Source organism: Clostridium thailandense, assembly GCF_019207025.1.
GTDB classification, from domain to species: domain Bacteria; phylum Bacillota; class Clostridia; order Clostridiales; family Clostridiaceae; genus Clostridium_AM; species Clostridium_AM thailandense.
Genome location: NZ_JAEEGC010000170.1, coordinates 1 through 24,921, shown reverse-complemented (window position 1 = coordinate 24,921; position 24,921 = coordinate 1). Strand labels below are relative to the sequence as shown.

At 30.5% G+C, this 24,921-nt stretch carries 23 protein-coding genes, 1 riboswitch and 1 other annotated feature; of the genes, 6 read left to right on the top strand and 17 right to left on the bottom strand.

What is annotated here, in order from left to right:
• Window positions 1-71 precede the first annotated feature (71 nt).
• The 10 genes from I6U48_RS25950 to I6U48_RS25905 all read right to left on the bottom strand — a co-directional run bounded on the left by I6U48_RS25950 (window position 72) and on the right by I6U48_RS25905 (window position 11,103).
• Window positions 72-1,487, bottom strand: a complete 1,416-nt coding sequence (locus I6U48_RS25950; RefSeq protein WP_218323386.1) for an FAD-binding oxidoreductase — start codon at window positions 1,485-1,487, stop codon at window positions 72-74.
• Window positions 1,488-1,564: 77 nt separating this feature from the next.
• Window positions 1,565-2,764, bottom strand: a complete 1,200-nt coding sequence (locus I6U48_RS25945) for an electron transfer flavoprotein subunit alpha (protein WP_218323385.1) — start codon at window positions 2,762-2,764, stop codon at window positions 1,565-1,567.
• 159 nt (window positions 2,765-2,923) lie between these two features.
• Window positions 2,924-3,712, bottom strand: a complete 789-nt coding sequence (locus I6U48_RS25940) for an electron transfer flavoprotein subunit beta/FixA family protein (RefSeq protein ID WP_218323384.1) — start codon at window positions 3,710-3,712, stop codon at window positions 2,924-2,926.
• Between the two features lie 34 nt (window positions 3,713-3,746).
• Window positions 3,747-5,021, bottom strand: a complete 1,275-nt coding sequence (larA, locus tag I6U48_RS25935) for a nickel-dependent lactate racemase (RefSeq protein WP_218323383.1) — start codon at window positions 5,019-5,021, stop codon at window positions 3,747-3,749.
• Between the two features lie 86 nt (window positions 5,022-5,107).
• Entirely contained in the window at window positions 5,108-6,616 is a 1,509-nt protein-coding gene (locus I6U48_RS25930; RefSeq protein ID WP_218323381.1) for an L-lactate permease, read from the bottom strand.
• Window positions 6,617-7,102: 486 nt separating this feature from the next.
• Window positions 7,103-7,798, bottom strand: a complete 696-nt coding sequence (locus tag I6U48_RS25925; RefSeq protein WP_218323412.1) for a FadR/GntR family transcriptional regulator — start codon at window positions 7,796-7,798, stop codon at window positions 7,103-7,105.
• 44 nt (window positions 7,799-7,842) lie between these two features.
• Window positions 7,843-8,487 (bottom strand): ribonuclease H-like domain-containing protein, encoded by a 645-nt coding sequence (locus I6U48_RS25920; RefSeq protein ID WP_376774604.1) that lies wholly within the window; start codon window positions 8,485-8,487, stop codon window positions 7,843-7,845.
• A gap of 120 nt (window positions 8,488-8,607) precedes the next feature.
• On the bottom strand, window positions 8,608-9,333 hold the full coding sequence (locus I6U48_RS25915) for an HAD-IB family hydrolase (protein ID WP_218323379.1): 726 nt from the start codon (window positions 9,331-9,333) through the stop codon (window positions 8,608-8,610).
• A 165-nt stretch (window positions 9,334-9,498) separates the two neighbouring features.
• A complete protein-coding gene (locus I6U48_RS25910; protein WP_218323378.1) occupies window positions 9,499-10,146 on the bottom strand; it encodes a methionine ABC transporter permease in 648 nt (215 codons plus the stop codon).
• Window positions 10,147-11,103: a methionine ABC transporter ATP-binding protein gene (locus I6U48_RS25905; RefSeq protein ID WP_218323377.1), complete on the bottom strand. Its 957-nt coding sequence runs from the start codon at window positions 11,101-11,103 to the stop codon at window positions 10,147-10,149.
• A 90-nt stretch (window positions 11,104-11,193) separates the two neighbouring features.
• Window positions 11,194-11,304: riboswitch (SAM riboswitch) on the bottom strand.
• A gap of 188 nt (window positions 11,305-11,492) precedes the next feature.
• Here I6U48_RS25905 and I6U48_RS25900 point away from each other — a divergent pair.
• From I6U48_RS25900 to I6U48_RS25890, 3 genes are read left to right on the top strand one after another with little or no spacing between them, the layout of a single operon-like run.
• A complete protein-coding gene (locus I6U48_RS25900; protein WP_218323376.1) occupies window positions 11,493-11,720 on the top strand; it encodes a FeoA family protein in 228 nt (75 codons plus the stop codon).
• A 29-nt stretch (window positions 11,721-11,749) separates the two neighbouring features.
• A complete protein-coding gene (gene feoB / locus I6U48_RS25895) occupies window positions 11,750-13,510 on the top strand; it encodes a ferrous iron transport protein B (protein WP_218323374.1) in 1,761 nt (586 codons plus the stop codon).
• A 21-nt stretch (window positions 13,511-13,531) separates the two neighbouring features.
• Window positions 13,532-13,678 (top strand): FeoB-associated Cys-rich membrane protein, encoded by a 147-nt coding sequence (locus I6U48_RS25890; RefSeq protein ID WP_218323373.1) that lies wholly within the window; start codon window positions 13,532-13,534, stop codon window positions 13,676-13,678.
• Between the two features lie 50 nt (window positions 13,679-13,728).
• Here the strand turns inward: I6U48_RS25890 and I6U48_RS25885 are convergent, their stop codons facing one another.
• From I6U48_RS25885 to I6U48_RS25870, 4 genes are all read right to left on the bottom strand, one after another.
• On the bottom strand, window positions 13,729-14,106 hold the full coding sequence (locus tag I6U48_RS25885) for a CBS domain-containing protein (RefSeq protein ID WP_218323371.1): 378 nt from the start codon (window positions 14,104-14,106) through the stop codon (window positions 13,729-13,731).
• A gap of 58 nt (window positions 14,107-14,164) precedes the next feature.
• A complete protein-coding gene (locus I6U48_RS25880) occupies window positions 14,165-14,959 on the bottom strand; it encodes a ribonuclease H-like domain-containing protein (RefSeq protein ID WP_218323370.1) in 795 nt (264 codons plus the stop codon).
• Between the two features lie 132 nt (window positions 14,960-15,091).
• Window positions 15,092-16,783, bottom strand: a complete 1,692-nt coding sequence (gene argS, locus I6U48_RS25875; protein WP_218323369.1) for an arginine--tRNA ligase — start codon at window positions 16,781-16,783, stop codon at window positions 15,092-15,094.
• A gap of 99 nt (window positions 16,784-16,882) precedes the next feature.
• Window positions 16,883-17,108 (bottom strand) — a binding site (T-box leader).
• 68 nt (window positions 17,109-17,176) lie between these two features.
• On the bottom strand, window positions 17,177-19,204 hold the full coding sequence (locus tag I6U48_RS25870; protein ID WP_246615561.1) for a methyl-accepting chemotaxis protein: 2,028 nt from the start codon (window positions 19,202-19,204) through the stop codon (window positions 17,177-17,179).
• A gap of 447 nt (window positions 19,205-19,651) precedes the next feature.
• On the opposite strand from I6U48_RS25870, the gene I6U48_RS25865 reads away from it, so the two are divergent.
• Window positions 19,652-21,466 (top strand): urease accessory protein UreH domain-containing protein, encoded by a 1,815-nt coding sequence (locus I6U48_RS25865; RefSeq protein ID WP_218323368.1) that lies wholly within the window; start codon window positions 19,652-19,654, stop codon window positions 21,464-21,466.
• A 23-nt stretch (window positions 21,467-21,489) separates the two neighbouring features.
• Entirely contained in the window at window positions 21,490-21,777 is a 288-nt protein-coding gene (locus tag I6U48_RS25860) for a hypothetical protein (protein WP_218323367.1), read from the top strand.
• 97 nt (window positions 21,778-21,874) lie between these two features.
• Here the strand turns inward: I6U48_RS25860 and I6U48_RS25855 are convergent, their stop codons facing one another.
• The 3 genes from I6U48_RS25855 to I6U48_RS25845 all read right to left on the bottom strand — a co-directional run bounded on the left by I6U48_RS25855 (window position 21,875) and on the right by I6U48_RS25845 (window position 24,213).
• Entirely contained in the window at window positions 21,875-22,159 is a 285-nt protein-coding gene (locus I6U48_RS25855) for an ArsR/SmtB family transcription factor (protein WP_218323365.1), read from the bottom strand.
• 307 nt (window positions 22,160-22,466) lie between these two features.
• Window positions 22,467-23,405: a DMT family transporter gene (locus tag I6U48_RS25850; RefSeq protein WP_218323364.1), complete on the bottom strand. Its 939-nt coding sequence runs from the start codon at window positions 23,403-23,405 to the stop codon at window positions 22,467-22,469.
• Window positions 23,406-23,517: 112 nt separating this feature from the next.
• The gene (locus tag I6U48_RS25845; RefSeq protein ID WP_218323363.1) at window positions 23,518-24,213 is read right to left on the bottom strand and encodes a GGDEF domain-containing protein; all 696 of its coding nucleotides are present in this window, start codon (window positions 24,211-24,213) and stop codon (window positions 23,518-23,520) included.
• Between the two features lie 249 nt (window positions 24,214-24,462).
• Here I6U48_RS25845 and I6U48_RS25840 point away from each other — a divergent pair, with 249 nt between their 5' ends.
• Window positions 24,463-24,786 (top strand): CC/Se motif family (seleno)protein, encoded by a 324-nt coding sequence (locus I6U48_RS25840; RefSeq protein WP_218323361.1) that lies wholly within the window; start codon window positions 24,463-24,465, stop codon window positions 24,784-24,786.
• Window positions 24,787-24,921: the final 135 nt, after the last annotated feature.

Genomic DNA, 24,921 nt, shown 5'->3' with positions numbered 1-24,921 from the left:
TTCAATATTGACAGTACTTTTAGAAGGAAAATATAAAGACACGGTGATTTCCACCGTGCCTTTTGTGTAATTTATTGGCAAACTTTTCCTGGGTTTAATATATTTTTTGGATCAAAAGCTAGCTTAATATTTCTTAACAATTCCATATAGTCATCACCATATTGTTCAAATAAATATGGTTTTTTAGCATAACCTATTCCATGTTCTCCTGATACTAATCCATTTAACTCAACAGATTTTTTATACATACATTCAAATACATCTGATAGTTTCTTTTCCCATTGATCTTGAGTCATATCATCTTTTAATGCATACACGTGTAAGTTTCCATCACCAGCATGTCCGAAACTTCTAATTCTTATATCAAATTGCTTTTGAAGTTCATCTGTATACTTTATGAATTCTGCTACTCTATTTCTTGGAACTACAACGTCACATTCATCTATTTCAGAAGTAGATGCTTTAACTGCTTCAAGGAAGGCTCCTCTTGCTGACCAAACAGCTTCTTTTCTTTCATCTGTATCTGTTATATAAACGTCTAAAGCACCTTCACCTAGACAAATTTGTGCTACTTTATCATAGTCTCTTTCTATATCTTCTTTGCTGTTACCATCAAAAGTTAACAACAAGTATGCATCAGATGAATTATCCGGGAATTTCTTTCCTAAGAATTCTTCCGCAGCTAAAATAACTTCTCTTTGCATAAATTCTATTGCTGTTGGTATTGATTTTGATTTAATTATTTTTGGTACTGTGTTTATTGCTTTATCAAGATCAGGGAAAGGTATAAGTAAGCTAATAGCTTTCTTTGGCAATGGTAATAATCTTAATATTGCTTTTGTTACTATTCCTAAAGTTCCTTCAGCACCACATATTAAGTCTTTCACGCTATAGCCTGAACTGTTTTTAACTACTTTTCCACCTACTTCAATTACTTTTCCACTTGGAAGTACAACTTCAAGTCCTCTTATATAATCTCTTGTTACTCCATATTTAACTGCTCTCATACCACCAGCATTTGTGCTTATATTTCCTCCTATAGTAGCTGATTTTTCACCTGGATCTGGTGGATAGAATAAATCATGCTCTTCCACAAACTTTCCAATTTCCATTAATAGAACTCCTGGTTCCACAGTTAAAGTTAAATTTTCTTCATCTAGTTCAACAATTTTATTCATCTTTGATAAGTTGATCATTATACCGCCATAAAGAGGAACTGATGCTCCAACAAGTCCTGTTCCTGAACCTCTTGCTACTACTGGAATATTATTTTCATAGGAATAAGCCATAATTTTTGAAACTTCTGCTGTTTCTAATACTTCTACTACAGCTTCAGGCATCTTGCTAATTCCACCTAATTCATCGTGGCTGAAGTCTTCATTTATATTTTCTCCTGTAAACACCCTATCCTCACCTAGTAAGTCCACTAGGAATTTTATATCATTTTGATCAAGTTTTTTATATTGGTCCGCACAATTACATGCCATTTTGCTTACCTCCAAATCTCTACTTTATTATATTCTTTAATTTATTAGCTTTTTACTCTAAATCTATTAGTAAATAATTAAATTATTGATTTTCCTTCTTTAATATTATTTATTAATTTAGGTATTATTTCATATATATCTCCTACTATTCCATAGTGAGCTACATTAAATATAGAAGCTTTTGGATCCTTATTTATTGCAACTATACAATCTGAATTATTCATACCTGCTGTAAATTGAACTGCTCCTGATATTCCACAAGTAATTATTAATTTTGGTTTTACTGTTCTACCACTTAATCCGATCTGTCTCTTTGCATCTACAAAACCCGCTTCAATTAATGGTCTTGTTGTAGCTATTTGAGCTCCAAGCAAATCAGCTAATTCTTTTATCATTTCTAAATCTTTTTCTGATTTTAGTGCTCTTCCAACAGCTACTATTGCATCTGCATCAGAAATGCTTGTTTCTACTTCTTTTTTAGTTACTTTTAATACATCTATATTTGAACCTAATTTAGATGCGTCCATATCACATACAGTAATTTTTCCTGTTTCCTCTTTTGATCTTTCAGGTGCATCCATTACTTTATATCTAACAGTAGCAAGTTGTGGTCTATTATTTGGATTTATGATTTGAGCCATTATATTACCACCAAATGCTGGTCTTATTTGAACTAAGTCTGTATTTTCTTTCATATCAAGTATTGTACAGTCAGCTGTAAGTCCTGTTTTAAATCTTGCAGCTACTCTTGGTGCTAAAGATCTTCCTATTGTAGTTGCTCCTACTAGTAATGTTGATGGTTTTACTTTATTTACGAAGTCCTCCATTGCTGCTGTATATGGTTCTATTCTAAAGTCTTCTAATTCTTCATAGTCATATACAAATACTTCATCTACTCCATAATGTAATATTTCTTGAGCTTTGTCTTTTATATTATGTCCAACAAACACTGCATAAACCGGATAGTTAACTTTAGCTGCTAACTCTCTGCCTTTTCCAATTAATTCATAAGTTACAGGGTGAATATCTCCTTCAACGTGATCAACATATACAGCTACACCCTTCCATAAGCTCTTGTCTATCTGTGGAATTTCTTCTTCGATAAATTCCATTACACCAGCTGGACCCTTTTTAACGCAAAGCTTACACATCTTACAAGCTGCATTTACTTCTATCTTTCCGTCTTTTTCTTCTATTGCTCCGAATGGACATACATTTACTAATTCTTCTATAATTGAAGGAGTTAACTTCTCCGCATTTACAATTAATTTACCCACTTTTATTCCTCCTTTTAGTCGGAACACAGAGTAGTCAATACTACTCGCTTCCGCTTATGAACTATTCGTTAAGTGTCATTTAGGCCTTTAAACTCCTATTCTTCTACTGCATTTGTATATTAACATCTATAATTTCTAATTTTAATCATAATATTATATTTATATAAATTTTAGTTCTTTAAGTTTCTTAGTGAGCTTGTCTGTAAGCTCATCTCCATTACCTTCCCACATTTCTTTATCTGTATTAACTGCTGGTGGAAATATTCTTTCAACCTGTGTTGGTGATCCATTTAGTCCATATCTTTTTTCATTTTGATCTTTAAAGTCATTTAGACTTAACATCTTAACTTCTCTATCCTTAGTAGAAAGTTTTTTCTTATAGGATGGTAATCTTGGTTGAAATATATCTTTCTCAACAGTTAGCAAGCAAGGAAATTTAATTTCTGCAATTTCGATTGTATTAGGCATATCCATCTCAACTACCATTGCGTTATCTTTTATTTCTTCTAGTTTTATTACATTAGCTATATGAGGTATTCCTAAGTATTCTGCCATTTCTGGTCCAACCTGTGCTGTATCTCCATCTGTTGTTTGTTTTCCACAAAGTATTAAATCAACATTTCCCATTTGCTGAACACCTTGTGAAATTGTATAGGAAGTGGCTAAAACATCTGCGCCAGCAAATTTTCTATCCGATAGTAGTACTCCTTCATCTGCTCCCATCATATAGGCTTCCTTTATAACCTCTGCTGCTTGAGGAGGTCCCATGCTGATTACTTTTACTGTTCCCCCTACTTGTTCTCTTATTTTTAATGCAGTTTCAAGTGCATATAAGTCATATGGATTCATTTTTGAATCTACTCCATCTCTTTTCAATACACCTGTTACTGGATCTACTTCTACTTTTGAAGTTCCTGGTACTTGTTTAATACATACTAATATATCCATTTTTATACCTCCAAAATCTATATTGAAAATCTGTTTATCTAACTATAACTGAAACACCATCAGGTATAACAGCAACCTTTGCATCTTTACCTTTTAATTCATAGGCTCTAGCAAGGGCTTCTTCAAAGGTAAATGCATGTTCCATATGCATATTTTTTATCATTGTTGGATCACACATATCAGTTACTAATATAACTGTGTATTTATTAAGCATTCTAGCTAATATTTGAAATTCCCATTGGTCAGGGGCAGTTTCATTTCTTGGTACTTTAGATATCCTATCCAGTAACTCAGCTGGTGACTTTGCATTCGCTAGGTTATCATAGAAGGATTGTCCTCCATGTCCATCATTGCAAGCTGATACCATTATGATTACTCCACCTTCTTTGCAAGTAGCTTCAGCAGCAGTCATACCTTTTACTGATTGGTAGATGTTTTGATCAAGAGGATATCCACCATTAGTTGAAATTGCGATATCTGCATCGACTTTGTCAATCTTTGAAAGTTGTAACACAAAATTGCATCCTTGTTTATGAGCATTTTCACTATGTCCAGCAAAAGCATTTATTACTTTTTTATCACTATCTATTACTACGTTTAATATGAAAGCAAGTTTTGCTGTTTCTGCTGCATAAAGCATATCTTTGTGGATTGGATTATTTTCAAGTATACCGGTTCTAGCATAAGGGCTAGCTATAAATTCTGAACAATGATTTGCCATTACAGTCTTAGCAGATGCTATTCCAGGAAGTATGCTCTTTCTTCCACCAGAAAATCCAGCAAAGAAGTGAGCTTCTATAAATCCTTCAGCAATAAGCAGCTCGGTTTCAACGGCTAATTTATTTATTATGAGCTCTCCACCAGAAGGTAGAGTTCCTAATTTCACTAAACTATTATTATCTGTTGAGTCATGGATTATAATTTGTTCCTTCTCAACTATTTCTTCTCCAAATTTATTAATAAGTTCTTCTTTTGTAGTTGCTCTATGAAAACCAGTGGCAATAAGAATCTTTATATCTATTTTAGGATTTACTTCTCTGATTCTTCTAAGTAGTATAGGCATTGTAACTTTACTTGGAACTGGCCTTGTATGGTCACTCGTTATAATAACCATGTTATTTTTTCCTTTTACTAACTCTTCCAGCGTAGGACTATCTATAGGGTTGTCTAAAGCTTTTTCTACAATTTGCTGCTCAGTAAGTTCTGTTCTATACTCTGCAGCCTTTGATTCTAAAATTCCTACGAGATTCTTGTCTTCAACTTCTATTTCCCACATTTCCTTGTGATAAGGTATTTTGATTTTTGTCATATGTGGTACCTCCTTATAATTATTAAATTTTAATATATTATTAAACTTGAGTTTATTATATTTAAAGTTTTAAATTAAGAATGCTTCTAAAAACCGAACATAGAGCCTGCAAAATATGCTATAACTCCCAAAACGATTACATATACTATACAGAATTTAAGAGTAGCATTTAATATTTTACCTTCTGCCCCTGCAAGTCCTGTAGCTGCTGTAGCAACTGCTATGCTTTGAGGCGATATCATTTTGCCTGCTGTAGCTCCTCCAGTGTTTGCTGCTGCTAACCAATAAGGATTTAATCCTAAGGATTTAGCCGCTTCTACTTGAAGTGGACCAAATAATATGTTAGCAGATGTATCACTTCCAGTTACAAAAGTTCCAAGTGCTCCTATTATTGGTGATATTATTGGATACGTATGTCCTGTTACTGCAACTAAAACTACTGCTATAGATTTAATCATTCCACTATAGCTCATAACTTTTGCAAGTGCAACTATTGCCACTATTGTAACAGCTGATTTAGTCATCTGTTTAGCAGTTTTTCCAAGAATTCGTAAAATTTCACCTAATTTAGCACCTTGAATTAATCCACCTACAATTCCTGCTATTATAATTAGTGAACCTGGGTTATTAATCCAAGCAAATGTGTATTGATGATAAATCGTAACTGTAGTACTGAGCTTTGACAAGCTCTTACTAACTCCTGGGAACAGAGAACTTGTAAATATTATTATTACGAATACTAATATAAATGGAACCCAAGCCATAAAACCTTTGTTAAAAGATATTTGTTCAGCATCTTTAGCAGCTTTATCTTTATGAAATACTTTAGCCCAACCTATAGTTACAGCTAAGCAGACTACAGAACCAAGTATTGCTGGAAGTTCAGCTCCCATATATTTTGCTGCTAATACTTCTGGTATTGCAAAAGATAATCCAGATATTAATGCTATACCAAGAACTCCTTTAATAGCTTTGACGCTTTTACCAGTAAGCATTACTAGTACTACTGGCACAATGATAATTAATAGTGAAAGTTGTAATCCCACTGCATAGCTTAGTAAATTGGGATTTAAATTTGTAAGCTTAGCTAGTGTTGATACCGGAAGACCTATGGCACCAAAAGCTGTAGGGGTGGTATTTGCTATCAAGCATATAATTGCTGCAAATATAGGATCAAAGCCAAGTGCAGCCATTATACTAGCAGGAATTGCAACTGCTGTTCCAAATCCTGCAATAGCCTCTAGGAAGCCACCGAATCCCCATGCTAAGATAAGAACTAAAATTCTTTGGTCAGTCGTAATACCAGTCATCATCTTTTTAATCAGGTCCATACTTTTTGTATGTATAGATAAGTTGTAGATAAATACCGCTGCGATTATAACTATGATTATTGGCCATAACGCATTTGCAGCACCTTCGAGTCCAGCTTTTACAGCATCGACTGGAGGCATTTTCCAAACAATAATTGCTAATAGTAACGTTATAACTAAAGTTATTGGCGTTGCTTTATGTCCTGGTATTTTTAAAATTCCAAGTGAAAGCATGAGCCAAATTATTGGAATTAATGCAATAACAAAGAGTAAATACATATTCATTTTTTTATCCCCCTAACTTGGTAGTATGGTATGACCATTGAATAATTTGATTTTAGCATAACATTCATACTATTGCTACAATAGTTATTTTGTTAACATCAATGTTAAAATTTTATAAATCCATGTAAACGTTACACTTGCAAGAGTTTAATATAATTATTATTTTAAAAAAGTTTTTAAAACTCTTAAGCTAAATCTATATAAAAACTGAATTAAGGTTATTTAATTAACAAATATGTAAAAGACAATTGTTGAATGTAAAAACTCCAGATACTTAACTCATATTCCAGAAGAGTGATAATATATCACGGAGAATAAGTTAAGTGTCGGCTATATTTCGCTAAGTGCGACAGCCCTAGTTTTTATATAATCATATTACAAAAGTTTTGGTAGTATGGTATGACCAGCTTTGATAAAAATCATCTTGGTTTGCTTTAATTTAAAAAAAGTATTAACTTTTTTCATTAAGTTAATACTCTTTTTAAATTAAAATTCTCTATAATATTCATTCGCAAAATCCAAATGTTTTTTCATTGCTTCTGCTGCTTTCTTAGAATTACGAGATTTAAGAGCATCATAGACATCTTCATGCTGCTTTGATAATACTTCTCTGTTATTCTCATCTAAAAGTATTCTTTTTCTTGCTTCTTTAATGTATGAATCCATTAAAGATGATATGGCATTTAAAATATTAACAATCAAAAAATTTCTTGAAGCTTGTGCTATTAGATAATGAAACTTTTTATCTATTTTAACATTGTCATTTTCACTATCGGAACTTTTAAAAGCTTTTATTAATATTTCTAAATTTTCTATTTCTTCACTTGAGATTCTTTGAGCGGCTAATGCAGCCGTTTCAACTTCAAGTATTTTTCTAATTTCTATAATTTCAGCAGGAGTGCTTTCCTGAAGCATGAACATTATGGATAAAGGCTCAAAAAGACTATTTTCTACATTATTTCTTATATAGTTTCCTTCACCCTGTCTACATTCAATTAATCCTATAATTTGAAGAGCTCTTAATGCCTCTCTTATAGAAGTTCTACTCACTTGAAGGTGTTCAACTAGTTCCCTTTCAGAAGGCAATTTATCTCCTTTTTTAAGATTTCCACCTACAATCATACCTTTAATTTGTTCTATTACTTGTTCGTAAACTTTTGTACTTTTTATTGGTTTAAACAACTTAATCAAACCCCTATCTCCATTGTAAAATAAATTAAATCGACTTATTCTTCAGCAACGATTAAATCATTATTAATAGCATTATTCCAATTAGTGTATATATGAAATAAACTAACTACATCCTGTTCATTATATAAGAGGATCTTTTCCTTTTTTTCTTTAGGCATCCTAGTTATATAATCATTATCTTTTATAATCTTGCTAAAGGTTTTAGCTAAGTTAGACCCACTTATAAGTTCAGTATCTCTAAAAATATTAAACTTTACCTCTAATGCTTTCAATCCTATGGATGTAAGTTTCTCTTTCTCATACTGTTTTTGTAAGTCTATATGGAAAAAATATTGCTCTATATCAAACTCTATATTATATTTTTTAAATAAATAATTAATTACTGTAAAATCGTTGTTTCCAGAAAAAGTAACTATATATTTTTTCTTATATTTGCTTTGCATTAAATTAAAATAATCTTTTGCAAGAAAAAGGATGTTTTTCACATCATTCTTATTTTCTATCATATATTGAGTTACCTTTAAAATATTTTCTTCTTCACTAAAATAACAGCATCCAAACACTCCTATGCAAATTGGTTTTTTATAAATATAATGTTCTAAATCAAAAAAAATGGCTTCTTTATACAAGGAGCATCTTTCATCTATCACTAAAGAGTTTCCCTCTGTTAAATTACCAATTTTTACAATATTCTGTCTTTCTATCACTCTACCACTCTTTTCTAAATTAGTTATGCAAATTACTCTATGCTGTTATATTATAACACTTTTTAATATAAAATTACATTATTATATTTTAAATTAAAATATGTCAATACAATCTGGCTCTAAGTTATATATTACATCTTTTCTTTCAACCACTATCTTTATTTTTTCTTTTACCTCATCATCATTTAAAACCTTCTTTAAGAGTTCCTTTGTTGGGTTTACACAAACTGGATATTTCACCATTTTGAGCATAGAAAAATCTCCAGCAGTATCACCATATGCATAACTTTGTGACATATCAATGTTATATTCTTTTATTAAAGCATTAATAGCATTTTTCTTACTTACACTATCCCACATTGAAAGAACCTCGCCAGTATATATATCATTTTTATCCATTAAATATATGGCACCTCTATAATCGTCAAAACCGTGCTTTATGGACATTTGTCTTACAAGCTCAGATGGGCTTCCAGAAACAGTTATAACCTTATGCCCCTTTTCCTTATGCCACTTAATTCGATCCCTAGTGAAAGTGTAAACTCTATCTCCTTTTTGTGAAACTACAGTTTTTGCTATAAACTCAATTTGTGATTTATGTAGTCCTTTTATAGCTTCAATATATATATCTGCCATTTTTAACAGATAATTATCATAGTTTCCCTGCCTTTTATCCCATTTTTCATATTCAGGCTTTACTTCTTTATACCACCTATCAGAAGGTATGAGTTCATATTTCACTAATTTCTTAAAAACTTCAGCAATTAGTCCCTCTCTATATAAAGTACCATCAATATCAAAAAATGCTGCTATATTCATAGTTTCCTCCCTAAAAAGCTTTATTATACTATTTAAATCAATATATGCTAATACATTATAATGTTACACCTAAAATTAGATTATTCCAACTAAATTTTTTTATACATAGATGTTTATTTCGTAATAATAAGCTCCGTGAGAATTAATTTCTCTTGGAGCTTGTAACTATTTTATTAATCTTTTATAAATTAGATTACCTATGCTCTGGAAAAGTTGCACTAAAATTATGAGCATTATTACAGTGTATGCCATAACATCAGTTTTAAATCTATAGTAACCGTAATTTACAGCTACGGCACCTAACCCGCCACCACCGACAGCACCAGCCATAGCAGAATAGCCTACTATACTTATTATTGTCAAGGTTATGCCAAGAATAATAGATGGCATTGCCTCTTTAATCATAACCTTAAAGATAATTTGAAAATTAGAAGCACCAAAGGATTTTGCAGCTTCTATTACTCCAGGGTCTACTTCCTTTAAAGAAGACTCTATTACTCTGGCAGCAAAAGGTGCTGATGCTAAAGTAAGTGGAACTATGGCTGCAGTTGTACCAATTGATTTTCCAACTATTAATTTAGTAAATGGAAATATTGCAATCATCAATATAATAAAAGGAAATGATCTTAATAAATTTATAATAACATCGAGAATTTTATGAACAGTCTTATTAGGTTTTAAACCACCTTCTTGTGTTAAAATTAATAAAATTGCTGGAATAAAACCTAAAATTATTGCAAATAAAGTTGAAGCAAATACCATATAAAAAGTTTCAGCTAAAGCAGGAAACAAAACCTCATTAAATAAATCCATTTATTCTACCTCCCAAATTATAGATTTTGATGTTAAATAATCACAAATTCTTATCTTGTCATTTTCATTAGTATTTATAACTAGGCTTCCCAGTACATCATCTCGAAATCTTTCTAATTTTCCCCAAACTATTGAAAAATCAATATCTAAAGCTCTGGCCATAGAAGTTATTATGCTGTCTTGGCTTATTGCCTTAGGAAAGAATATCCTTATGTTCACTCCACTTTCAGGAAGTGTCTTATCCTCGCCTAGCAATTTTTTCAAGTTGATATCTGGCTTTAGGAATAAATCTTCTACATCTCCAACAGTTTTTACTTCGCCAGCATCCATAATTGCAATTTTACTGCAAATTTCTTTTATTACTTCCATTTGATGAGTTACAATGACTATTGTGATATTTAATTCCTCATTTATAGTTTTTAAAAGTTGTAATATAGATTTAGTAGTATTTGGATCAAGAGCTGAGGTTGCTTCATCGCAAAGTAGAATTTTCGGATTTAATGCAAGTGCTCTTGCTATTGCAACTCTTTGTTTTTGGCCACCACTTAACTCTCTGGGCATATTATTTCTTTTATCTTCGAGCCCTACTAGTTTTAATAAGTTTTCAACTTTATCTTTAATACTAGCTTTATTTTCCCTCCAAACTTCCAAAGGAAGCGCTATGTTATCGAAAACACTTTTTCTATTTAATAAATTAAAATTTTGAAATATCATGCCTAAATTTTTTCTGAAAGCTCTTAATTCTTGTGCATTAAGATTCTTTACCTCTTTTTCCATGATTTTTATGCTACCTTTATCATAGGATTCTAATCCATTCAAGCATCTTAGCAATGTTGATTTACCAGCACCACTATGGCCTATAACACCAAATATTTCTCCCTTTCCTATGTTTAAACTTACATCTTTTAGTACGGATTTCTCTGAAAAACTTTTATTGACTCTATTAATTTCTATCATTACATTTCCTCCTTTAACTTCGTTAGTTTCATAAAATCAATAGTAAAATAAAAACCCGAGGAAAACCTCGGGTTAAAAACTCACAGTTCCCTCTCATCTCCCAGCTACTGCTGCAGGATTTAGCACCATTGTATTATATATAAATATAATACTGGTTGCTGGGCTTCATAGGGCCAGTCCCTCCACCACTCTTGATAAGTTAGATATATGTATTCAATTGACATCCATTATTATAACAGCAGAAAAATTTAATGTCAACAGTTGTTAACAATGTTTAAATTGATAAAATTATATTCAAAGCCTTCTTTGATGATATTGACATAATCAATTAATGATGATATTATTAATACATAGTAAATGATAATGATTTTCATTATGAGGTGATGGATATGAGTATATGTGATTTAAGACCTGGTGAAAGAGCCCTAATTGAGGGAATTAGTGGAGATGAAAAATTAATTAAAAGATTGTTAGCTCTAGGATGTATAGAAGGAACGGAAGTATCTTTAAAAGTTACAGCTCCTTTTGGAGATCCTTTAGTTATAAATTTAAGAGGCTTTGATTTGGCTATACGAAAAAAAGATGCAGAGAATATATTTGTTAAAAGTTCATTTTAAAATGCAGCAATAAATAGGAGGATTTTTATATGATAACAGCAGCTTTGGTTGGCAATCCTAATGTAGGTAAGACTTCTCTTTTCAATATTTTAACTGGCTCTAATCAATATGTAGGGAATTGGGCTGGAGTAACTGTTGAAAAAAAAGAAGGTTATTTAGAAAATGAGGTAAAAATAGTTGATTTGCCTGGAATATATGCTATGGATACCTATTCAAATGAAGAAAAGGTTTCTAAAGACTTTCTAATTAATGGAGATACAGATGTAATAATAAACATAGTAGATGCTTCTAGCTTAGACAGAAATTTATATTTAACAACCCAGCTTAAAGAATTTAATAAGCCAATAATATTAGTTCTTAATATGATAGATGTGGCAGAAGCTAAAGGTGTAAAAATAGATTACTCTATTCTATCTAAAGAATTAAATGTTATTGTTTTACCTATAATAGCTTCCAAAAGCAAGGGAATTGATGAGTTAAAGAAAATGCTTATTGGTGGCGATTTTTTAAATCCAATAATTGAGAATGGTTATCAATTTCAGCACGAGAAAGAGGCCTATGCTTACATAGGAGATGTCCTCAAGAAGTGTTTGTCCTATAACAAAAGTAAGACATCCTCACCAACAGAAAAGTTAGATAAAATTTTGCTTAATAAATATTTAGCGTATCCAATCTTTTTTGTGATATTAGCATTAATATTTAAATTCACTTTCAGTTGGGTGGGACAACCTTTAGCGGACTTATTAGGTGAATTACTTGATAATATAATAGTGCCTAATATAAACTCAATATTAGCTAATTCTAGCCCATGGTTTAAGTCACTAGTTGTAGGTGGTATTGTTGGCGGAGTAGGTTCTGTGGTAGTATTCCTGCCTGTTATACTTGCTCTCTTCTTAGGAATATCTTTTCTCGAAGACAGTGGATATATGGCAAGAGCAGCTTTTATAATGGATAAATTAATGAGAAAAGTAGGACTATCTGGTAAGGCTTTTATTCCTCTTATTGTTGGTTTTGGATGTTCTGTTCCAGGTATAATGTCTGCCAGAACATTAGAAAGTGAAAAGGATAGAAAGTTAACTGCCCTTTTAGTACCCCTTATGTCTTGTAATGCTAGGTTACCAGTATATGCAATGTTTACTTCTGTTTTCTTTGTTGGTAGGGCTACTACGGTAGTGTTTTCACTATATCTTTTAGGAATTATATTATCCTTTGTAATAGGCTTACTGTTTAAGAATACATTATTTAAAAAAGATGAAGAACCTTTTATAATAGAACTTCCTGAGTACAAAATGCCTGAATTTAAAAATTTAATGCTTCACACTTGGGATAAAGGTAAAGGGTTTTTGAAAAAAGCTGGAGGAATAATATTTGCAATATCTGTTATTGTTTGGTTCTTATCTAACTTTAATTTTCATGGTATGACAGATATAAATAACAGCATTTTAGCAAGCATAGGAAAGGTTATAACTCCAATATTCTCACCTTTAGGTTTTGGAAATTGGCAAAGTTCTATTTCCTTATTGACAGGACTCATGGCTAAAGAAGTAGTGCTTGGAACTATGGGAGTCATTTTTGGCGGAAACCTAGAAGTATCACTTGCTCAACATTTCACACCAGTTTCAGCTTATGCCTTTCTAGTCTTTGTACTTTTATATACTCCATGTGTTTCTACTATTGCAACTATGAAAAAAGAATATGGTAATAAGATGGCCGTATTTTCAGTTGCATACCAATTAATTCTTGCATGGGTTGTATCCTTTGTGGTATTTAGAATAGGATCTCTACTATAAAAGTAATATGGAGGTGTTATAATGGCTATAGAAATAATAATTACAGCTATTATAGGTGTATGTGCAGTAACTATTTTTTATAAAAACTTAAAGAAAAAAGCTCAAGGTAAGTGTGATTGTGGATCTTGTTCAAGTCACTGCCCTAATTATAAAAATTCAAATAACTAAAGAAAAAACCATGTATTCCAAATAAAATACATGGTTTTTTCTTAATTATATCACTTGTTTATGTCTATAAAATAATCTATTATATTTTCGATAGAAACTATGCCTATTACATTACTTCCATCTAATATTGGAATGGCCACTATATCATTTTCTCTTAATCTTCTAGCTATTTCAGTTATGTCTTCATCTTTTGATGCAGATATAACTTTTTTAGTCATTGCCCAATCTACAGGGCATGTATCATAATGTCCTTCCTCCATAAGGAATCTATATATATCTGCTTTAACTATTATTCCCACCAATTCTTGATTGTCATCGATTACCGGTGCACCATTAATGTTATTATCATTCATAATATCTAAGGCTTTTATTAAAGTATCTTCTGGTCTTAGTTTAATAATGTCATGTTTCATTATATTCTCTATCATAATATCCCCCCTTAGTTTCAATTATAAATTAAAATATATAATAAATACAACAATATTTTTAATAGCTGTTATTTATTATGTTATTTAACTCATCACGATCTCTACAGCCCTTTAATATTTGATCTATAGTCCTAGAAGCAGCCTTTTTTGACATTTTTTCTAATTCTATATTTAACAAAATATTGTTTTTCTTCAATAGGTTTTTTAGATAGTTAAGTTGCTTATCGGTAATTACATTTTCTCTAACCAGATTTTTATTATTTTCAACTTCAAAAATAAATTCGTGGATTTTAGGCAAATTTAAAACATCCTCATAATTGTGCAGCATAATTATTTCTTTTAATTTACTTTCTCCAGTAACTAAAAATTCTTTGTATAAATCTACACTTATTCCACCATCTATCTGATCTTTTCTATCTATTCCTATATATCTTTCAACACCTTTTAAGTTACATCTTTCCATACCAAGTTGCTTATAATATGGTCTTATGCTTCTATACAAATCAATATGATTTTTTGGTATATTAAGAGAAATATTATGTCTTTCCATTCTACTTACTATAAAGGGTTCATCAAAAGCTATACCATTATAAGAACACCATGTGCTATATGACTTTAGATCAATTAAAAAGCTATTTAATATATTTTTTTCATCATCTAAAGTTTCAGCATAATACTGTTTTATACAAAAAATTTTATTATTGAATTTTCCAAAAGATATTAATATTATACTATCCTCATCCTTATCAAAGCCTGTAGTTTCTATATCAAAATAAGCTATTATATCCATGTTGTAGCTGCTGAACACATTATCGCTTATGCTTAACAACTCATTATATTCTTTAATTAACATTGCAATCCTCCAAAATTAGTGCTACTATGTATGTTCAAAATTTAACTTATAGTATTTATTATATAATAATAAAGCAAATTTGAAAACTCTATAAAAGGCAATGAATAAAAATCCATCACCTTTTATAGAGTTTTACATTTTTTCTACAACTCCTATACCAAGTAAACCTAAAGCATTTTTTATTACCTGACAGGTTGCTTCTACTAGTTTTAATCTAGCTATCTTTGTTGCTTCATCTTCAGTATTCATTATATTATGAGCGTTATAGAACTTATTAAAATCTTTAGCTACTGATATAACATATCTCGTCACTACATAAGGTTCTAATTTATCTATAGCGTACAATATTGATTTGTTAAATCCTTCAAGAGTTTTTGCAAGTTCAAATTCTTCCTTTGAATTTAATTTACTGTAGTCTGCATTGCCTTCGATTGCTCCTGCTTTTCTAAGTATACTCTTACCTCTAGCATAGCTATACTGAACATAAGGACCTGTTTCACCATCAAAACTTAATATTTCTTTCCAATCAAATATTATGTCTTTTTCCCTATTATTTTTTAAATAAGTAAATACTACAGCTCCTATTCCTATCTTTTTAGCAACCTCTTCCTTATTTTCTAGGTTCGGATTTTTCTCATTTATTACTTCTAAGGTTTTATCTATAGATTCATTTAATAAGTCTTCAAGGAATATAACATCACCTTTTCTTGTAGATAGTTTTTTATCAGCAAATCTAACTAAACCAAAGGCTATATGCTTACAATCATTTGCCCATTCATGTCCCATGAGCTTAAGAGTAGTAAATAATTGTTTAAAGTGAAGTGATTGGTCAACTCCAACTACATATATACTTTTATAAAAATCATAAGTTTTCTTTCTGTATGTTGCTGCAGCCAAGTCACGCGTTGCATATATAGTAGCTCCATCTGCCTTTTTTATAATACATGGAGGCATATTGTACTCATCAAGCATTACAACTTTAGCACCATTACTATCTACTAGCAAGCCTTTTTTATCTATCTCTTCAATTACAGCATCCATTTTATCATTATAGAAGCTTTCGCCAGCATAGGAATCGAATTCTACATTCAACATATCATATACTCTTTTAAATTCTTTTAAACTTAAATCTTTAAATCTTTGCCAAAGCTCAGTTTCTTCTTCATATCCATCTTCAAGTCTTTTGAAATACATTCTTCCTTCATCTTCTAGTGATGGATCTTTTTCAGCTTCGTCATGGAATTTTACGTATATTCTTAATAACTCGTTTATAGGATCTTTTTCTAAAGCTTCTTCATTACACCATCTTTTATATGCAGATATTAGTTTCCCAAATTGAGTTCCCCAATCTCCTAGATGATTTATTCCTATACATTTATACCCTTGGAATGACATCATTTTGTAGATAGCATTACCAATAGCAGTGGTGAATAAGTGACCTACGTGAAAAGGCTTTGCAATATTAGGAGAAGAGTAGTCAATAGTTATATTTTTACCCTTTCCAATTTCCGACGATCCATATTTTTCACCTTGGGCCAATACCTTTTCTATTATATCTTTAGTAAAAGATGCTTTATCAACGAAAAAATTTAGATAAGGTCCTAAATTTTCTATTTTCTCAAAGCCTTTATTATTTATCTTTTCTTTTAACTCTTGAGCAATCATATTTGGAGCTTTTCTTAAAGTTTTTGAAAGTTGAAAACATGGGAATGCATAATCGCCCATGTCTGATTTAGGCGGTATTTCTATTAGTTTTTCGATTAAATCTAATTCTAAATCAACATTTTCCTTTATTCTTTCTGCAACTAATCTTTTATAATCCATATTGCTACCTCCATATTGTTTATTTTTATGATAAATTATATAAAATAATATATATTTTCAGTGGGATAGATAAAATTAAAAATACCCGTCTCTGTATAAAACAGAGACGGGTATTTATCCGCGGTACCACTCTTATTGAAATGACTTCTTGTCAAATCCACTTAAAACTTTAACGCAGTCAACGACTTACTTCTGATTTAAAACCAAATCTTTTTCATAAGTTTCTCCAAGACTCTTTTCTTCTCTAAATTTCCTACAGGCTCTCACCATCTCTGCTCGCTTTTTAAGATTCTCTAAAGAATACTCTTCTCTTCAATGAATTATTATATAATTTACAATTAATTATATTACTATATGTGTTTTTTTGTCAATATTTTAAATTGTAATTATATCTTATAATTTAAATATCTTTATGCTATCTTCCAACTTTACTGCCATTTCAGTAAGCTGTTCAACACTTGCATTAACTTGTTGTAATACGGCATTTTGCTCTTCAGTAGAAGCAGCAACCTCTTCTGTGCTTGCAGCAGTATTGGTAGCAATTGCTTGTATTTCATTTATATTAGAGCTCATAGTATCGATGGATTCTTTAGAATTATTAATGATTTCATTAACTTTTTCAAGATTAATTCTAGTAGCATCAAAGGATTTAAGTATTTCGTTCAATGAAGTCCCTACAACTTGTACAATAGTATGACCTTTTTCAGATTCACGGTTTCCCTCTTCTATTGAGATTAAAGCTTTATCAGTTTTTTGTTGAGTGGTAATAATTAAGTCCTTAATACTATTTGAAGACCGCATAGATTCTTCCGCTAGCTTTCTAACTTCCTCAGCTACTACTGCAAAACCTTTTCCAGCTTCTCCAGCTCTAGCAGCTTCAATAGAAGCATTGAGTGCTAATAAGTTAGTTTGATCAGCAATTCCATCAATTATTTCTACAATATTTCCAATTTCTTTTGATGTTTTCTGAAGTTCCTCTATTACCTTTGAAGAGTAATTTACGCTATCTTTTATTATATTAATCTGTTTAACCATGTTGCCCATCTTTTCTCTTCCATCCGATGCAAGTCTGCTTGTATCATCTGATGAATTCATTACATTTCCAATTTGCTCTTGTATAGTAGTTATATTTTTAACAACATTCTTCATGTTAACTGATACTGCGTCTGTAGCTCTAACTTGTTTCTCTGCTCCATTTGCAACTTCTTGAGTCGAGTTAGAAATTTCACTTGAGACTTGGGATACTTGCTGTGTTGATAGCAGTAATTCCTTTGAAGAATCTGCAAGGTTATTAGAAACTTCATTGATTTTAGTAGTTATGTTTTTAAGGTTATCCACCATATTATTAAAACTTATTCCAAGATCACCTATTTCATCTTCAGTGTTTACTTCAATATTGTTAGTAAGGTCTCCTTGAGATACACTTTCAGCTGTACATATTAATTTGTCTAGAGGTTTTAAATTTCTACTTATTGCCCTTATTAATATTATTCCGCTTATTACAACAATAAGAATTGAAGCTATTGCAAAATATATTACTATGCTCTTTAAAGCATTGAATTGATTTTTAAGTGAAACTCCAATATCGATAGCCTTAGTTACTTTTCCATTAGCATCTTTTATGGGAAGTATAACATCATATACTTTTTCTTGACCTTTATAATTATATACTGAAGAGTAAGGTTTTCCATCTTTTATAGCAGTTTTACTTCCTTCATCGTCTAATGTAATGCCAATCCTGCTTTTATCAGTGTGAGCTGCAGCTTTTAAATTTGTATCAATTGTTAAGGCATAGACGATATTAGGACTTTTCCCTAGTCTATTTAATAATGTTTGATCTTCAACATCCTTGCTTAATTTTTCAACTTCATTTGCAATTACACCTACTTGTACAATTCCTCCACCTTTTAAAGCAACAGCTCCATATTTATAATAATTTTGGTCAGATGAACTGGAGCTTTTTCTTATCTTTTCAATTATTTGATTACTTTCTCCCTTTAAAAGACGCTGTATAGCATGATCAGTCGGATATTTATAGTTAATGTTTGTTGCTAGATTAGAGTTTATAACTACTCCATCCGCATTAACTACATTTATTTCTTGTACATTTATAGTTTTTGCAATTTCGGTAAGAGACTCATTTGAATGATTCGGATTTTCTCCTACTAAATATGCAGCAGATATAATTTTTTCCCCTAACAATTTGTCAACCTGATTAAGTACATTGTTGTTTGTACTAATTTCAGAACTAATCTCTTCTACTAAATTCATCCCATCTTCTTTAAGTTGATTTTGAAGTTTTTGACTAATAACATTGTAAGAAATCACTGCAAGTAATAATGTAGATAACAAAACTATTACTAGTGAACTGATAGTTATTTTAAATTTTAATGACTTTTTATTAAACTTAATACTCTCCAATAAAAACACCTCTTCTTTTGTTTAATTAATTTAACGATTACTATTATATATTTAAATTTTATATTAATTTTTTGTTAATATCAATAATTGTTTAGATAATTAGTTATAAAAAATCTTATAATAGTATTTTTTTCACAAAAATTCAACAAGAAACAATAGATTTCTACAGATAACTTACTATAAAAATCTATTGTTTTATTTAAAATTATTATTTTCAATCGTTTTTCATTGTTTATATCTTATATATAAGTCTTATGTGTAGAAAAAATAAAGATTAAATAATTTATTTTAAACCAAATTTTAGCATTCAAGCATTTTTATATGAATCTTCATAACTTCTACACAACTATTCTGTATATTATAGCTATTAAATGTATTTATATTAAGTGATATGTATCCATATACAATAATATTTAAATATTAACAATATACTGAAGAGGTGAATTTATGAGTGTCAAAAATATAAGACTAAAAGTATATAATATGACCTGCACATCTTGTGAAAAAACTATAGAAAGAACATTAAAAAAATTAGTAGGAGTTTTTAATGTAAAGGCTAACTACAGTGGTCAGTTTGTGGACATAGAATATGATTCTGAGCTTTGTAGCCTAAAGGATATAAAAGATTCTATAAGTAATTCTGGTTATAGTACTGAGAGCTCCTCTAACTTTGGGTTTGCCGGAATATTAATAGTAGCAATCGCTATTATTCTTATAGGTAATTCTACTGGTGGTTTTGATATGAATAGTATGCTTAAAGGAGCAACCTATTTTATACTCTTTGTAGTTGGAATTCTAACCTCCATACACTGTGTAGGAATGTGCGGTGGAATAATGCTCTCTCAAAGCTTGTCTACTAAGAGCATAAATAAGCTTCAGGCAATTAAACCCGCACTACTTTATAATGCAGGAAGAGTAATATCCTATACAGTTCTAGGGTCAATTGTTGGTGCTCTTGGGTCTGTACTTTCACTATCTATAAAAGCTCAAGCTGCTCTTCAAATGTTTGCTGGTTTATTTATGATCATCATGGGCTTTAATATGGCTGGCTTTAATCTATTTAGAAAGCTTCAAATAAAACTCCCTTGGTCCTTTTGTTCTGTAAAGAATAAGCCTAAGAATCCATTTATAGTAGGTATCTTAAACGGTTTAATGCCCTGTGGACCTCTTCAAACTATGCAGTTATATGCTCTCTCTACAGGTAGCTTTACTAAAGGTGCTCTCTCTATGTTTATATTTGCTTTAGGTACAGTGCCTTTAATGTTAACCTTTGGTGCAGTTTCAGGTCTACTAAGCAAAGGATACACCAAAAATATTTTAAAATTTAGTGGAATTCTTGTAGTTGTGCTAGGGCTGATAATGGGCAACAGAGGATTGTCTTTAGCTGGAATAAACTTTGTTCCACCTATAGCTTCACTTTTACCTTGGAATAACCAATCCCTTGCTTCTTCTGGAAGCAACAGTACTAAAGCTATCTTAAAGGATGGGGTTCAGATAATAAATATGACTGCAGATGCAAATGGATATGTGCCTAATGTATTATACGTAAAGAAAGGTGTTCCTGTTAAGTGGATAATAGATGGAAAACAAATAACTTCCTGTAATAATGCAATTGTAGTTCCATCCTTAAATATAAAGAAACAATTAGAGAATGGTGAAAACACAATAGAGTTTACTCCGAGTGACAAGGATATAAACTTTAGCTGTTGGATGGGAATGATAAGGGGTGTAATCCGGGTAGTAGATAACTTAGATACTGTTGATACGTCTAAGACAGATCCTTCGGCTCCTCCCGTTGGTGCTCCTAGTTGCTGCAGTGTGAGTACACCGCCTAGTGCTAACTCGTCAACTGTGGAGCAAGCTTCAAGCATCTACGGAAGCGATATGAACAAAGTTCCAACTGAAATTATAGTTAAAACTGCAACGGTAATTGGCAACAGCCAAAGTTCAACGATTAAGGGAATCGGATATGAGCTCAAACCTCTTATAGTTGTAGTAGATAAAAATATTAAAACTAAACTAACTTTTGACCTGAATGACTTTGATAACCCAGAAGGAAAATTTGAAATAGTATTAGCAAAAAGTTCTAATACTATTAAATCTTTTGATGGAAGAAAGGGAGTTATAGATCTAGACATTACTTTTAATGAAGCTTCCGCTTACGACATAATGAAAGATGGTAAAATTCTTGGCATTATTGAAGTAGTCGATGATATTAAAAAGGCTGATTTAGAAAAGATTAGACAAACATATATTCAATAAAAAAACAATTTGGAGGGATATGTATGAATTGTCATGGAAATAATAAAGTAAAGCAAGCGACACATAAGCATAATTCATTAAAGCATGTGCTTCATATGATTATCTGTTGTGGATTACCTATAATTATCATAGCATTATTACCGTTTATAGCCAAATTTAGTCCTAGTGCTGGTAATGTAATTGGGAAAATAACACCATTTATATGTCCACTAATGATGCTTCTTATGGTACCAATGATGATGGGTAGTACTAAAAAAGATAGCTGCTGCGATACTAAAAAAATTAATTCCAATAATAAAGAAGTAATATAAGGTTTAAAATAATAAAATTATTTTTAAGGAGAGAATGCTCGATAATGAGAAGTTCTCTTCTTAAAAATATTATAAATCATTTGATTTTCCACAAAACTTAATGGCAATAGTTTTGTTTTAAGGTCTCAATTACTTTAATAATTCTCTGATCTTGAATTGAATAAGTAATATTTAAACCATTTTTAGCAGAATCTAATATTCTATGAGCCTTTAGAATTGATAAGTGTTGAGATAATGCAGACTGAGTTAAGTTATCTAATTTTTCATGGAGTTCACTAACTGTCATGGGCTTATCAATTAGGTAACATACAATAACTAATCTATTTTCATTAGATATTACTTTTAATAACTCTGAAACTTCTTTTGCCCTTTCAACTAACATATAACCATCTCCTAAAAATAATATTTATATTAAGTTTCTACAAATTCTAATAATATAAGTATATTAGAAAAATCTTATATGCATATAGTATTCTGTATTTTTTGTTTTGTCAATATTTTTTCTTAAAATAACAACTTTAATTAGGATGAACTAATATTAATTTTTTCATGAAATACTTTGAAATGAATGCTAATGAATATATTAATCATGTAGATAAATTGATGTATTACTATAAAAATAATAAAAAGCTCAAAAATAAGATATCAGGTTAGTTGATATCTTATTTTATTTATCAATTCAGTTTTCTTTAAGAATAATTATTTTCGTTCTTTAGTTTTTCATTTGTAGACTCCGAAATTGAGTTATCGCTTTTTCCAATGCGAAATTGTGCTAATAGCATGCCTACAAGCATAAGTATACAGCCTAAAATACCTCGAGAACCAAGACTTTCGTTCAAAATTAGAATGCCACCTATGCTTCCAAATACTGATTCCATGCTCATTATAATGGCTGCTTGAGATGGTTCAGCATTTTTTTGAGCTACAATTTGAAGTGTATAAGCTACACCAGATGAAAGAATACCTCCATATAGAATAGGCACAGCCGCTAACATAATTGAACTTATAGCTATTTTTTCAACAAACAAAGCACTTATTAGGCTAAGTACTGAACAGACTAAAAATTGAAGAAATGCCAGTTTTAAATTATTAACTTTTTTACAAAAATTATCTATTAAAAGTATTTGAACCGCAAAGAAAAAAGCGCATATTAGTTCAAGAAAATCTCCATAGGATATGGAAAGTTTATCTGTTATACATAGAAAATATAATCCTAAAACAGCAATTACGGCTCCAATCCAAGTGTTCAAACCAATACGCTGTTTTAGAAATACACCTAAAATTGGTACTATTATAATGTATAAACCGGTTATAAAAGCTGCTTTACCTGCTGTAGTATGAGTTATACCTATCTGTTGAAAGGATGAACCCAAAAATATAAAAACTCCAGCAATAAATCCTGGTAAAAGCGCTTCTTTAAATTCTTTAACATGCCCATTTTTCTTATTAGAACTATTAAAAAAAAGAATGAGTGGGATTAAAGATATACTTCCAATGGCAAACCTTATAGCGTTAAAAGTAAAAGCTCCTATATATTGTCCACCAACTCTTTGAGCAACAAAAGCAAAGCCCCATATGGTAGCAGTGAGTAACAGTAAAAGATTGGATTTAATTCTTTGTGTTTTCATTTAAGTCAGCCCCTTTTTATGCAAATTTAAGTATAAATATAAGTATAATATATATTTATTAATTAGTACACTTTTTTAAAAAAATCAGCTGACTTTATTTATCTTTTCTGAGTTATAAATCCAGGATAGGCATATCTAAAAATGCTACTGAATTTTTATTGGTCTTTGCCTTATATAGAGCTTTATCCGCTAAGTCTATAAATGCATTTATATCCATTTTATTCTCTATTGAAGTAATTCCTATGCTAACAGTAATTTTAAAGAGAATATTATTGTAATAAAAGTCATGGTTGTATATAATGCTTTTGATTCTATTTGCAATAGTTAATGCATCTTTTGCAGTAACTCCAGGAAGAGTTACAACAAATTCATCACCACCCCATCTAGCTGCTATATCAGTAGCTTTAATATTGCGTTTTATAACATTTGAAAGTTGTTTTAATATTTCATCACCTGCAATATGACCATATGTATCATTAATAGCTTTAAAGTTATCTAAGTCTATTATTAGCAAAGAAATATATGACTGCTTTTTTTGTAGTCTTTCCATTGAAACAGAAATATTTGCATAAAAGAAGTCCCTATTATTTAGTTGCGTTAAAGTGTCTATATACATAGATTTATGAAAAGAACGTGTTATTTTTCCAAGCATAAGAATAAAAATAGTATCAATACATCCTGATAATAACCATATTAAAAGTATTGAATAATTTGTTAAGTGTACTGTAACTATATATCCTAATATGTGCAAAAGTAGAACAAATGCTGATAATATGATGGGAAAGAATTTTATATATAGTTGTTTCATTAATAACACCTCCAGCAATATATACGTAGATTGTATTAAATATAAGGGGGTGTATAGGCTGAATTTTTAAGACAAAACACCCTCTGCTCTTTATAATTGTTAAGATAGTAAGTTAAACTTCTATGTTATAAGTAATTAAAGGAAAATAATCAATTAATTCATTATAGAGGGGTAACATATACTGCCATTACTTGATATAATTAATTTAGTACTTTTAAATTTAAAAATTCAAGTAAAGGATGTGTTGTCATGAATATAGAATTTAAACAAGATGTTAAAGAGTACTTAAATCAAAAAAACATTCAAGATATTTATATCGGTATGGATAACAGAGGAGGATGCTGTTCAGGACCCGTTTTTGTTCCTGTAGTAAAATTAGGAAGACCAGACGATATTGATATTTATGAGACTTTTGTAAAGGATGAAATCACAGTTTATATTCCTAAAAAAATGGATAATGAAGAAAACCCTAATGTTACAATTAAACTTCGGAATATTTTAGGGCATAAGTCTTTAATTGTACATGGAGTTCTTGCATATAAAGAAAAAAATTGGGGGAAGAAAAAATACTAAGAACATTTTTTATAAATTAAATCTTTGTTTTTAAATATATTAAAAATTATGGGAGGTCCTTCCCTCCCATATAGCTGTTACCACTGTAATCCCTGTGTGGTTCAACCCAATATTATAAATATGTCAATAATCTTA